10 protein-coding genes are annotated in these 12,621 nt (G+C 73.0%); 3 read left to right on the top strand and 7 right to left on the bottom strand.

From position 1 onward, the window contains the following. The 5 genes from AB0399_RS38660 to AB0399_RS38680 all read right to left on the bottom strand — a co-directional run. The coding region (locus AB0399_RS38660) for a Gfo/Idh/MocA family oxidoreductase (protein ID WP_366414466.1) at positions 1-1,073 on the bottom strand (1,073 nt) is incomplete at its 3' end. Further along, a complete protein-coding gene (locus AB0399_RS38665; RefSeq protein ID WP_366414467.1) occupies positions 1,070-2,221 on the bottom strand; it encodes a GntR family transcriptional regulator in 1,152 nt (383 codons plus the stop codon). The genes AB0399_RS38665 and AB0399_RS38660, both read right to left, overlap by 4 nt. Before the next feature lie 29 nt (positions 2,222-2,250). Continuing rightward, positions 2,251-3,132: a carbohydrate ABC transporter permease gene (locus AB0399_RS38670; RefSeq protein WP_329361231.1), complete on the bottom strand. Its 882-nt coding sequence runs from the start codon at positions 3,130-3,132 to the stop codon at positions 2,251-2,253. A gap of 146 nt (positions 3,133-3,278) precedes the next feature. Beyond that, entirely contained in the window at positions 3,279-4,298 is a 1,020-nt protein-coding gene (locus AB0399_RS38675; protein ID WP_366414468.1) for a sugar ABC transporter permease, read from the bottom strand. Continuing rightward, on the bottom strand, positions 4,295-5,647 hold the full coding sequence (locus AB0399_RS38680; RefSeq protein ID WP_329361235.1) for an ABC transporter substrate-binding protein: 1,353 nt from the start codon (positions 5,645-5,647) through the stop codon (positions 4,295-4,297). Before AB0399_RS38680 ends, AB0399_RS38675 begins: the two co-directional genes overlap by 4 nt. A 351-nt stretch (positions 5,648-5,998) precedes the next feature. On the opposite strand from AB0399_RS38680, the gene AB0399_RS38685 reads away from it, so the two are divergent. Then, a complete protein-coding gene (locus AB0399_RS38685; RefSeq protein ID WP_366414469.1) occupies positions 5,999-7,423 on the top strand; it encodes a sulfatase-like hydrolase/transferase in 1,425 nt (474 codons plus the stop codon). A 28-nt stretch (positions 7,424-7,451) separates the two neighbouring features. On the opposite strand, the gene AB0399_RS38690 is transcribed toward AB0399_RS38685, so the two are convergent. Then, a complete protein-coding gene (locus AB0399_RS38690; RefSeq protein WP_366414470.1) occupies positions 7,452-8,774 on the bottom strand; it encodes an MFS transporter in 1,323 nt (440 codons plus the stop codon). 140 nt (positions 8,775-8,914) lie between these two features. Here AB0399_RS38690 and AB0399_RS38695 point away from each other — a divergent pair, with 140 nt between their 5' ends. Continuing rightward, entirely contained in the window at positions 8,915-9,733 is an 819-nt protein-coding gene (locus AB0399_RS38695) for a helix-turn-helix transcriptional regulator (protein ID WP_366414471.1), read from the top strand. Positions 9,734-9,889: 156 nt separating this feature from the next. Beyond that, a complete protein-coding gene (locus AB0399_RS38700) occupies positions 9,890-11,155 on the top strand; it encodes a PQQ-binding-like beta-propeller repeat protein (RefSeq protein ID WP_366414472.1) in 1,266 nt (421 codons plus the stop codon). A gap of 114 nt (positions 11,156-11,269) precedes the next feature. On the opposite strand, the gene AB0399_RS38705 is transcribed toward AB0399_RS38700, so the two are convergent. After that, complete coding sequence (locus AB0399_RS38705) at positions 11,270-12,538, bottom strand: peptidase S8 (RefSeq protein WP_366414473.1); 1,269 nt, start codon at positions 12,536-12,538, stop codon at positions 11,270-11,272. Positions 12,539-12,621: the final 83 nt, after the last annotated feature.

Here is a 12,621-nt window from a genome sequence, read left to right on the forward strand (position 1 = left end):
GCCGGCGTCGCACTGGACACCCGTGATGGCCACGGAAGCGACGTGCGGTGCGTGCGGCTTCGGCGGAGGGGCCGCGTGGGTGGCCGGCGGGTGGCCCGGCCGCCGTCGGCGCAGGAGGCGTAGACGGCTTCGATGGTCTCGACGACCTGCCGGCCGTGGGCGGCCGGGACCGCGGGGGGCTGTTCCCCGCGGACCGCCGCGGCGAACGCGGCCAGTTGGTCGAGGAAGGCGGTGGGCACGTCGTCGGCGCGGTCCTCGGCCAGGAGCACCGGGCCGGTGCCGTCGTCGGGATGGAGCACCGCGCCGGTGCCGCGGGCCACCCGGATGGTGCCGCGTTCGCCGATGACGGTCAGCTCGTCTCGGGCGGGAAGCAGGGTGCTGGTGACGGTGATGTGGCCGACCACCCCGTCCCCGAGGTCGAGCCGGGCCAGGACGTCGGTCTCCACCGGCAGGTCTCCGCGGCGGACGGCGGTCGCGGCCACCGCCATCGGGCGCCGGCCGGTGAGCCACAGCAGCCGGTCCACGCAGTGGGTGCCGATGTTGATGAACACGCCGCCGCCGGAGATCGCCGGGTCGAAGAACCACGACGGCCGGCTGCCGCGGCGGTAGTCGGTGCTGCGCCAGTCGTGGACGGCGAGCACTTCCCCGACGGTGCCCGCGTCGAGGGCGGCCTTGGCCGCGGCGACCGGGGGCAGGAAGTGCTGGATGTGCCCGACGAACAGCACGACACCGTTGTCCGCGCAGGCGGCTTCCATGACGGCGCAGTCCTCGGAGCGCGTGGCCATGGGCTTTTCGACCAGCACGTGCAGGCCGGCCGCCGCGCTGCCGGTGACGATGTCGGTGTGCAGGGCGTGCGGGGTGTTGACGACGACGGCGTCCACCGTGCCGGAGGCGATGAGGTCGCGGTGGTCGGTGAAGACCGCGGCGCCCAGCGGCCCGGCGACGCGGTGCGCGGTCTCGGCGAGGAGGTCGCAGACGGCCGTCACCCGTACGCCCGGGGTGGCGGTGGCGGCCTCGGCGTGCAGCACTCCCACGGCGCCGGCGCCGATCAGGCCGAGCCTTGTGTCGGTCACGTGGTGCTCTCCCCGGGTGTCGTGGTCACGGTGGTGGTGGTTTCGGTGGTCGTGGTCGTGGTGGTCGTGGTCGCGGTGTCCTGCGCGGCTCCGCAGGACTGCCGGACGATGATGGTGGGGCGCAGCAGGACCCGGCTGCGGGGCAGTTCCGGGTCGTCGAGCCGGCGCAGCAGCGTGGCCGCCGCGGCCTTGCCGAGCTGTCGTTTGGGGGGCGCGACCGCGGTCAGCGGGATGTCGGCCATGTCGGCGATCTCGTCGTCGTAGGCGACCAGGGCGAGATCGCCGGGCACGGTGAGGCCGGCGCGGCGGGCGGCGCCGAGCAGCAGTGCGGCCTGCCGGTCGCCGAAGCAGACGGCGGCGGTCACCTCGGCGTCGCGCAGCGCGGCGAGGCACCGGTCGGCGGCCGCCGGGCTCCACTCCTGGCGGGCGGCGCGGAACTCCACGGTGGCCAGGCCCCGTTCGCCGGCCGCCTGGTGGAAGCCCTCGGCCACCGGGCCGGAGGTGGGGCTGGGGTCGCGCAGGACGAGGCCGATCGCCCGGTGGCCGAGGCCGGCGAGGTGGCGGACCGCGTCGTAGGCGCCGGCTTCGTGATGGGTGCAGACGTACTCGTTGGTGCCCTCCAGGGCGGCGTCGCGCCGTTCGACCAGGACGGTCGGCACGGGCAGCGCCGCCAGCCGCGCGAGGTACTCCCGGGCCGGTTCGGGTCCGCCCAGGGTGGGGACGAGCAGCAGGCCGTCGACTCCGGCCTCCAGCATGTCCGCCACGTCCTTGGCCTCGCGTTGCCGGTCGTAGCCCGAGCAGGCGAACAGCAGCCGGGCGCCGGCGGCGGAGAGGGTCTCCTCGATGCCCCGCAGCACCTTCGGGTAGTAGAAGGCCGTGTCGGGGACGCTGACGCCGACCAGTGCGCGGCCGGGTCCCGGGGCGCTCGGCGGTACGACGAAGGTGCCCGAGCCCTGCCGCCGTACGACGAGCCCCTCGGCGACGAGCTCGTCCACGGCGCGGCGCACCGTGCTCACCGAGGTGCCGCTGCTGTGCGCGAGTTCCTTCTCGGTGGGCAGCCGGCCGTCGGGCGGCCAGACGCCCTGGCGTACGCGCTGCCGCAGCTCGGTGGCGAGTTGACGGAACTTCAGGTCGCGGGCTCCGGTCATGGTGGTCCTCAATCCCCCTGCGGTTCGGCTCACTTGACTGAGCCGACGGTCATTCCTTCGATGATCCGGCGGCCCAGCCATACGTAGCAGGCGAGCACGGGAAGGACGACCAGGGCCACGCCGGCGAACAGGCCGCCCCAGTCGGCACCGTTGTACTGCATCTGCTGGAGGAAGCCGAGCAGGGCCAGGGACAGGGTCTGGTGGTCGGTGGTCTGCACGAAGACGAGGGCGAAGACCGTCTCTCCCCAGTGCTGGATGATGTTGAGGATCAGCACGGTGATCAGCCCGCCGCGCGCCATCGGCAGCATGATCTGCCAGAAGGTGCGCAGCGGCGTGGCTCCGTCGAGGGCGGCTGCCTCCTCCAACTCCACCGGGAGGGTGGCGAAGAAGCCGGTGAGGAAGAACACGGCGAACGGCAGCGAGGTCGCCACGTACACCACGATCAGGCCGAACAGGCTGTTCACCAGCTGGAGTTGGTTCATGAACACGAACAGCGGCAGCATCACCATCTGGGCGGGGATGCCGAGTCCCAGGGCGAAGAAGAGGGTGAGCCCGGAGTTGAGCCGTGTGGTGATCCGGCTCAGGGCGTAGGCGGCGGGCGCGGCCAGCAGCACGGTGACCACCGCGGTGCCGCCCACGACGACGACCGTGTTGAGGGCGGCCTGGCCGAACTGCCCCTCGTTCCAGGCCCGGGCGTAGTTCCCCCAGTTCGGGGTGTGCGGGAACCGCCAGGGCGAGCTGAAGATCGCGTCGGAGGTCTTCAGGGACGACAGCAGCAGCCAGAGCGCGACGAAGATGTTGAAGGCGGCGAACAGCCAGACCAGGGGTACGCCGAGCACCCGGCCGGCGGTGAGCCGGCGCAGCCGGCGGGCGATCGGGCCGGGTGAGCGGCCGGGACTGGCGACAGCCATCGGGGATGACCTCCGTGACGGGGGTGTGGAACGGTCGGGGCCGGGTGGTGTCCGGTGGAGCCGGCGGGTGTTGCGGTGCGGCCGGGTGGCGTCCGGTGGAGCCGGACCAGCGCTGCTCGGCACCGCGCGGTACCGGCCGGCGCTGCTCAGTACTGCACGGAGTCGCGGCGCATGAAGCGGCGGATCAGGACGACGAGCACCCCGACGAGGGCGAGCATGACCACGGCGCTCGCGGCGGCGGAGCCGTAGCGGGGTACGCCGCCGGACGCGAACGCCTCGCCGTAGGTGTACAGCGCGGTGTTCCACACACCGGTGTCGGGCATCTGCCCGGCGGCACCGGCGAAGGCGTAGATGAACTCGAAGACCTTCACCGCCGAGATGGTCCACAGCACCGCGCACATCCCGACCACGTCCCACATCAGCGGGAGGGTGACGTGCCGGAACTTCTGCAGGGTGTTGGCGCCGGCCAGGTCGCAGTCCTCGTACAGCTCCGGCGGGATCTGGTCGACGGCGGCCATCAGGATGGTGGTGTAGAAGCCGGTGGAGGTCCACACCAGGCCGATCATGATGACCTTGAACAGGTTCCCCTGGCCGAGCCAGTTGGGCGAGGGCAGGCCGGTGGCCTTCGTGACGGAGTCGACGAGTCCGCCCTGCTGGAAGAGGAAGCCCCACAGGATCGCGATGACCACGCTGGGCACGATGTTGGGGAAGAAGAGGATGGAGCGGGCGGCCTTGCGGCCCTGCATCTCGCGCAGCACCATCGTCAGCCCGAAGGAGACCAGGAAGGTCAGCCCGCCCGCACCGAAGATGATCCAGAGGGTGTTGGTGAAGGAGTGCCGGAACGTCGGGTCCTGGAACAGCCGGCGGTAGTTGTCCAGGCCGGTGAAGCTCATCGGGCCCGCGCCGGCCCACTTGTTGAGGCTCAGCCAGAGGGTGAACAGCGACGGGCCGGCGAAGAAGACGACGTAGACCAGCGTGGCGGGCAGCAGCAGCGGCCAGAAGAGCTTCTTGCGGCGGGCGGTGAGCGGGCTGTGCCGGGTCTCCCCCGGCCCCGGGGCGGCGGGCCGCCGCCGGGCGGTGGTGGACCGGCGCCGCGCGGAGGTGGACCGGCGCCGCGCGGAGGCGCTGCCGGGCGGCTCGGGGCGGAGCGTGTCGGCGGCCGTCACGAGGCCGTCTTCCAGTAGGAGGCGGAGTTCGAGGCCAGCTTGGAGGCGAAGGACGTCGCGGTGAGGTGGCCGGTGAGGAAGCTGGTGTTCAGCGGCAGGAACACCTTGGTGTACCACTCGGCGGCGGTCTCCTTCACTCCGTCCAGGGTCTTGACGGCGTTGCCCGCGGTGAGCGCCTTCTGCGCGTCGGCCAGTTCGGCGGGGGCGTCGATGTCCGCGCGCGGGGTGATGTTCTTGGCCTGGGTGGCGATGCCCTGGAGGTGTTCCTTGGCGAGGAAGTACGCGATGAACTTCTGCGCGGCGGCGGCGTGCCTGGCCTTCTTCGGTATGGAGAAGCCGATGAGGGAGATGTCCTGGGAGGTGTCGCCGCCCTGGGCGAAGGCCGGGAAGGGGAAGGAGCGGTAGCGGAAGTCGGAGGAGGCGAAGGTCGACGTCTCGCTGGGCGCGAAGGTGCCCAGGAGCAGGAAGTCGGACTTGCCCTTGGCCCACTTCTGCTGCACGGCGGGCCACTTGGAGCCGTCGTACCCCTTGGTGAAGTCGTCCGCGGAGACGAGGTCCTCGACGTGGCGCAGCGCGGCCACGAAACCGTCCGCCTTCAGCAGCGCGCCGCTCTTGTCGGCGGCGGCCTTGCCGAAGGCGCCGGGGCCCAGGCCGCGCAGGACGGCGTAGTACGTCCAGTAGGCGGCGTAGTCGGGGACGTCGGCGTCGAGGGCGAGGGGGCCGCCGCCGCGCGCGGACTTGCGGGTGGCCAGCAGTTCGCTGAACTCCGCCCAGGTGGCGGGGGGCCGGGCGGCGACGTCGGGCAGGGCGTGGCCGTCGTACCAGATCTGGGTGGTGATGATCTCGTAGGGGATCTGCCACAGGGTGCCGGCGGTGGTGCTGAGGCCGTGGTACTTGGCGGGGACGACGCTGCCGACGGTGTGGCCGCTCTCGCCGGGGATCGGCAGGTCCAGGACCGGGGTGAGGTCGAGGGCCTGGCCGGTGGCCTGGAGCTGGGCGTAGGCGAAGCGGTCGGCGGAGTCGACGAGGTCGGCGGGGACGTTCCCGGTGTTGAGCGTGGGCGCCAGTTGCTGGACGACCTGGCGGCCCTTCCACTGGACGCTCACCTTGATCCCGGTGTCCTTGGTGAACTGCGCGATCGCGGCCTGGAGCACCTTGGCCTGGGGTTCGTTCTGCTTCCACATCGACCAGTAGGTGAACGAGGACGCGCCGCCCCCGCCCGACGACGAGTTCGACCCGCAGGCGGCGGTCAGTCCGGCCGCCGCGGCGAGCGCCGCGCCGAGAACGGCACGGCGGGAGAGTGGACGGCCGGACTCTGCGGCGGCCGTGGACTGTCGGACAGCGGACATACCTGCACTCCTCGGGTGGCGGTGACCCTGGGTCGGGGAAGGCGTGGCCATATGATTGCCGCAAGTCATCGGACGGATCAAGCGGTCTTTGAGGGTATGAATTACGGATGACTCAGCGGATCAGCGGAATTGTTGCCGCAATGTGTCGCCCCACCGAGTGAACCCCCGGGAAAGTCATCGGTGATTCATATCCTCAGAGCGATTGACTCGTCAGGACGTCGGCACCGAGCATGTGAGGCACCCGCGGGCCGGTTCCATCTCGCGGCCTCGGCCGCGGCCACACCCGCACCCGCACCCGCACCCGCACCCGCACCCGCACCCACGTATCTCGCATCACGCCCAGGGAGACCCATGGCAAGCCACGATCCGGACCGCCCCAACGTGCTGCTGATCCTCTCCGACGATCAGGGCCCCTGGGCCATGGGCTGCGCCGGCAACCACGAGATCCACACCCCGCGGCTGGACGCCCTGGCGGCGAGCGGCGTTCTCCTCGACCGCTTCTTCTGCACCTCGCCGGTCTGCTCACCGGCCCGCGCCTCCCTGTTCACCGGCCAACTGCCCTCCCAGCACGGCGTCCACGACTGGCTCTCCTACCATCACGCCGGCCGCACGGGCGTCGACTTCCTGGCCGGCCGGACCCTCTTCACCGACCTGCTCGCCGACGCCGGCTACCGGCTCGGCCTCAGCGGCAAATGGCACCTCGGCGCCAACGACAAGCCCCGCCCCGGCTTCGTCCACTGGTACGCCCACGAGAGCGGCGGCGGCCCGTACCGCGGGGCGCCGATGTACCGCGACGGGGTCCGCACCGAGGAGCCCGACTACCTCACCGACGCCCTCGCCGCGGACGCCGAACGGTTCCTCGTCGCCGAGGCGGAGCGCCCCGAACCCTTCCACCTCTCGCTGCACTTCACCGCGCCGCACAAGCCCTGGAAGGGTCAACACCCCAGCCAGTACACCGAGTTGTACGAGGACTGCGCCTTCGAGACCTGCCCCCAGGGCCCGCCGCACCCCTGGCAGCCGCTCGACGAGGACGGCGCCCCGGTCGGCGGCGAGAGCAACACCCGGCAGGCGCTCATCGGCTACTTCGCGGCGACCACCGCGATGGACGCCGCCATCGGCCGGGTCCTGGACCGGCTCGACGCGCTCGGCCTCACCGGTTCGACGCTGGTGGTCTTCACCAGCGACAACGGCTTCAACGCCGGCCACCACGGCATCTGGGGGAAGGGCAACGGCACCTTCCCCCAGAACATGTACGACAGTTCGGTGCTGGTGCCCTTCATCGCGGCGCAGCCCGGCCGCATCCCCGGCGGGCGGGTCTGCGACGCCCTGCTGTCGCAGTACGACGTCCTGCCCACCCTCGTCGACCACCTCGGCCTGGACCACACCCCCGACCCCCAGCTGCCGGGCCGTTCCTTCGCCCGCCTGCTCGGCGACGCCGACCACGTCTCCGGCCATGACCGCGTGGTCGTCTACGACGAGTACGGTCCCGTCCGGATGATCCGCACCAGGGACCGGAAGTACGTGCACCGCTACCCGCACGGCCCGCACGAGTTGTACGACCTCGCCGCCGACCCCGGCGAGGAGCGCAACCTCGCCGACTCGCCCGAGCACGCGCGGACCCGCGCGGAGCTGGCGGCCCGCCTGGACGAGTGGTTCGCCCGCTACGTCGACCCCGCCCTCGACGGCGCCCGCCTCCCCGTCACCGGCAGCGGCCAGCGCACTCCGGTGACCCCGGGTTCGCTCGCGACCGCCTTCGAGCCGCCGCCGGGCAGCTGAACGCGGGCCGCCTCGGCGGATCTTGCAGTCAGCCGCGACCGCCGGGCGCGTTGCCGCCGGGCACCCGGCGTTCCGGCACGGAGCGTTCCGGCACGTGGCGTTCCAGCACGTGGCGTTCGCGGCTCGCGAGCACTCCGGCCCCCAACTGCAGGACGAGCAGGCCGATGAGCGCCATGAGCGGGATGCTCCACCCCCCGGTCGCGGAGTGCAGTGCGCCGAGGCCGACGGGGCCGAGGCCGGCCAGGAGGTAGCCGAGCCCCTGGGCCATCATCGAGACGTGGCCGGTGTGCCGGGCGTCGGGCGAGCGCCGGACGATGTAGGTGAGGGCGAGGCTGAGGGAAGCCCCCTGGCCGAGCCCGAGCATGGTCATCCACAGGTACGCCGCCGGCAGGGGGGCCACCGCGAGCCCGCCGAAGGCAGCCCCGGTCAACACGGCGGCGACCGCGACCGGAAGCCACGTCGGACGTGCCCACCGGGCGATCGCGGGCGTCACGAGCGAGACGGCGATGGCGGGGAAGGCCGAGTACGACAGCATCCAGCCGGCCGTGTGCGCGTCCATGCCCGAGTCCTGGAACAGGGTGGGGACCCAGGTCAGGGCCGCGTAGTAGCTCATGCTCTGCAGGCCCATGAGCGCGGTCACGGCGAGGGCGACCGGATCGCGGAGCAGGACGCGGACGGAGGGCTCGCCTGCGGCCGACGGGGCATCGGCGACGTCACGGGTCCGGCGATCGCGGACGGGGGCGTGCCGCAACTGCGGGACGAGGACGAGGAAGGCGAGCAGGGCGGGGATCGCCCACAGCCCCAGGGTGGGGCGCCAGCCGCCGCCGACCAGGGAGAGCAGCGGCACCGTGACGCCCGAGGCGAGGGCGGCGCCGGCGGACAGCGCCGTCGAGTACAGGCCCATCATCAGGCCGAGGCGGTGCGAGAAGTCCCGCTTGATCACGGCCGGCATGATCACGTTGGCGATCGCGATCGCCGCACCGATGACGACGGTGCCGGCGAAGAGCCCGGCGAGGCTGGGCTGGAGCCGCAGCGCGATCCCGGCGGCCAGCGCGACCATCGTCGCTCCGAGCAGCCGGTGCAGGCCCAGTCGGCGGCTCAGCGCCGGGGTGACGAAGGCGAAGGCGCCGAAGGCGACGACGGGGATGGTGGTGAGGAGACTGACGACGACCTCGGACAGGCCGAGGTCCGCCTTGATGTCCGACAGCACCGGGCTGACCGAGGCGACACCGATGCGCAGGTTCAACGCGGCCGTCAGCAGGCCCACGGCCGACAGGACGGCGCCGAGCCTGCCGCGGGCGCTGGTGCCGGGCCGGGTCCGGGGCGGCGGTTCTTGGAGGAGACGGGTCATCTGGGCTGTCCTTTCGGTCCCCGGTCGGCCGGGGCGCTCCTGGGCATAGCCCGAGGTCGGCCGCCACGTGGGTGGCGCTGGGCTACGGCCCCAGTCCATCCGAACGCCCCCAGGGCGACCAACTGATAACCTGACGAAAGATGCCCAAAACCCGCCACGCGCCGATGCCGCTCGACCAGGTCCTGCGCGAACACGCCCTCCTGCTCGGCCACGACGAGCGCACCCCCGAGCACACCCACACCCGCGGGCACCTGGTGTATCCCGCGACGGGCGTGCTCTCGCTCGTCACCTCGGTGGGTTCGTGGATCGCCCCGTCGAACCGGGTGGTCTGGATTCCCGCGGGCTTCGCGCACCAGCACCGGGCGCACGGCCAGACCGACATGCGGATCGTCTTCCTGGCGCCGAGCCTGGCCGCCCTGCTGCCGGCGCATCCCGCGGTACTGGTCATGACACCGCTGGCACGTGAGGCCGCCTTGGCGCTGACCAGCTCCGAGCAGCGTTCCGCGGGGGCGCGCTCGCGGCTGCGCCGGGTCATCATCGACGATGTCGCCACCGCGCCCGAACAACCGCTGCACCTTCCCGAGCCGCACGACGACCGGCTCCGCGCCGTCGTCGCCCTCGTGGAGGAGGGGATGTCGAGCCCCCTGACGCTCGGCGAGCTCGGGCACCGGGTCGGCGCCAGCGAACGCACGCTCAGCCGGCTCTTCCAGCAGGAGACCGGGATGAGCTTCCCCCAGTGGCGCACCCAGCTCCGCGTGCACCACGCGCTTCTGCTGCTCGCCGCCGACGTCTCGGTCATCCACACCGCGACCGCCTGCGGATGGGCGAACCCGAGCGCCTTCATCAACGCGTTCACCGCGCTCGTCGGGCAGACACCCGGCCAGTACCAGCGGGTGCTCCGGGACGACGCGAAGACGGTCCGGCAGGGCGGCAACCGCCGCTCCGGGCACGTGCGTTAGCGGCCGGTGCGGCGGCGTCCTGGGCAAGGCCGGCCGCCCGGCGGCGCATTCACGGCGGAGCCGAACCGCGCGGGCCGCCGCGGACGGCGAGGCCGGGGCCCGGGCACGGGGCCGGTCTCGTAGGCTGGCCGGATTCGTCGGGACGAGGGGGGCAGGATGGACAGGAGAGCTCTGGGCACGGTCGTGGCCGCGGTGGTGGCCGCGCTGGCCGTGGGCGGCTGGCTGGCGTTGCGTGCGGGGAACCCGTATCACGAGCATGTCGGCGGCGCGCAGGGGGCGTTCCCGACGGCGCTGGGCAGCGGGGCGCCGGCCGCGCCGGACCGGGTGCTGCGGCGGACCTCGCAGTCGTACGGCGTCGACGGCGGGCTGTCCGTCGACGAGACGGACGACGGCGTCGCCGCGCACGACCTGCGCACCGGCAAGGAGTACTGGCACTACGGCCGTTCCGGCACCGAGTTGGGCACCGTCGGCCTCACCGGCAGCGGTGGCACCGTCGCCACCTGGTGGAAGGACGGGACGGTCGTCGGGACCGACGTCAGGACCGGGAAGCCGCGCTGGCATGCGAAGGTGACCTACGGCAAGCCCGCCGGGTCCTCCGACACGTTCGCCGCGCTCGATGTGGTGAGCGGGCTGGTGGTCGTGGAGAGCAGGGACGCGATCACGGCGTTCGCCGAGGACAGCGGGAAGCGGGTGTGGCGCGGCGCCGTCCCGAAGGGCTGCCGGCTCAGCTCGGGCGGGGTGTTCGCGATGCGCGGCGCGGTGGTGGCGCGGGCGGAGTGCGCCGGGACGGGCAAGGCCGGTGACGACCTGCCGCTGATCGCGTTCGACACCCGCCGCGGCACGGTGCGCTGGAAGGTGGACAGCGGGCTGAACCGGCTGCGACCGGTCGACGACCACACCCTGGTGACGTCGCTGTGGACCCGGGACGGGATCGGCGCGGTGGTGGACGTCTCGGGCCGCACGCCGCGGGTCACCACCTGGCCGGTGCCCGCGCTCCACCCCACGGAGGCGGCCGGCGACGGGATCATGCTGTGCGCCGACAACACCGCCGGGTCCTCCGACGGCACGCTGGTGGCCTACGACGTCGCCGACCGTACGAAGCACTGGACGCGCCGCCCGGCGAAGGACACCCGGCTCGGCCCGCCGCTGATCGAGGACGGCCGCGTATACGTCGTCCAGCAGCCCCTGCTGCCGAGGAGCGGGACACCCAAGGCCGTGGCCTCGGACCTGCTGGTCCTCGACGCCCGGACCGGGCGGCAGCTCCACTCCACGCGGCTGCCTCCGGTCCGGCCCGCGTCGGGCGAGACCGGTGACACCTTCGCCGCGCTGACGCCCTGGCAGGCCGTCGACGGCGTGGTGGCCGTCCAGTGGACCGGGATGTTCTCCGGCACCGACGACGATCTGCTCGTTCTGGCCCAGTGACCCCACTGGGGTGCGGGGGCGGGGGGCGCGTGCGGCACCGGTCGTGGCGCGCTCCCGCGGCCGGTGGCCGGTTCGGCCGGGGCCGCGGGAGCGCACGGGGCGTCTGAGGGCCAGTCAGAGGGCCGCGGTTCCCAGCGGGGTGCCGTTGCCGGTGGGTCCGTCGTAGCCGGGCCCGGCCGTGCACTGGTAGTCCCCGCCGCAGTCGGTGGAGGTGACGTTGCTGCCGGTGGTCACGTCGTTCAGACCGGTGGTGGCGGTGTAGAAGGAGGAGGCGTCGGGGAAGGCGGCGGGGTTCCCTGCCACGGCTATCGCTCCGGCGAGGAACGGCGACGCGGCGCTGGTGCCCCCGACCACGACCCAGCCGCCGGTCTTGTTGTCGGTGTCGTAGACGGCCAGCCCGGGGTTCGGGTCGGCCACGGAGGAGATGTCGGCGACCATCCGGCCGGGGCAGTTGGCGTCGTGCTGCCAGGCCGGTTTGTCCACCCAGGCCGAGCAGCCGCTTCCGGCGCCCTGCCAGGCCGACTCCGTCCAGCCGCGCGCGGTGCCCGGGGCACGGGTCAGGGTGGTGCCGCCCGCGGCGATCACGGTGGGATACACCGCCGGGGTGTTCGGGATGCCGTAGCCGCTGTCACCCGAGGAGGCCAGGATCGCCACGCCCGGGTGGGAGTAGGAGGCGGCGTACGGCTGCATGCCGTTCTGCTCGGTCGCGCCGTAGCTGTTGGACACTTCGGTGGCGCCGGCGGTGACAGCGGTGTCCACGGCGGCGGCCAGGCTGGGGATGCCGGCGTCGTCGCCTTCGACGAGCATGACGTGGCACGCCGGGCAGGCCGCGGAGGCGGCGTCCAGGTCGAGGGAGATCTCCACGCTCCACCGCAGGTCCGCGGGGAGCGGGCTGGTCTGGCCGCGCTGGTTGAGGATGCTCAGGCAGCCGTTCGCGACGGTGCAGGGCGGCAGTCCGTAGGTGGAGCGGTAGACGGCCAGGTCGGCTTCGGCGGACGGGTCGCCGCCGGCGTCGACCACGGCGACGGTCTGGTCCGCGCCGCCGGTGGACGGCAGTTGGTAGGCGTCGCGCAGGTCCGCGGGGCCGTAGCCCGGGGGCAGCGCGGCGGCCGCGCTGCCCGCCGACGCGTGCGCGGCCGGTCCGCGCACACCGGTGCCGGTGTGGACGTCGGTCCGGATCTGCGCCAGGCAACGTGCTTGTCCCGGCCCGGCCGGCCCGCACACCTGCCGGACCGGGGCGGCGGCGGAAGCCGCCGGCCGGTCGGCGGAGGCGCCTGCGGCACGGGCGTGGGCGCTCGCGGCGCCGACGGGTGACACCGCTGTCGCCAGGGCCGCCAGGGAGACGAGGAGTGTGCGCCCGTAGCGGGCGTGAAGGTGTCGCATGAAGGGTTCTCCGGGTCTGCGGCGGGCCCCGTCACCCCGGCCCGCCGGCGGGTTGAGGGGTCGGCTGAGCACGTGGCCGCGGC

Origin of the sequence: Streptomyces sp. NPDC088194 (assembly GCF_040702025.1) — a bacterium.
GTDB lineage: Bacteria > Actinomycetota > Actinomycetes > Streptomycetales > Streptomycetaceae > Actinacidiphila.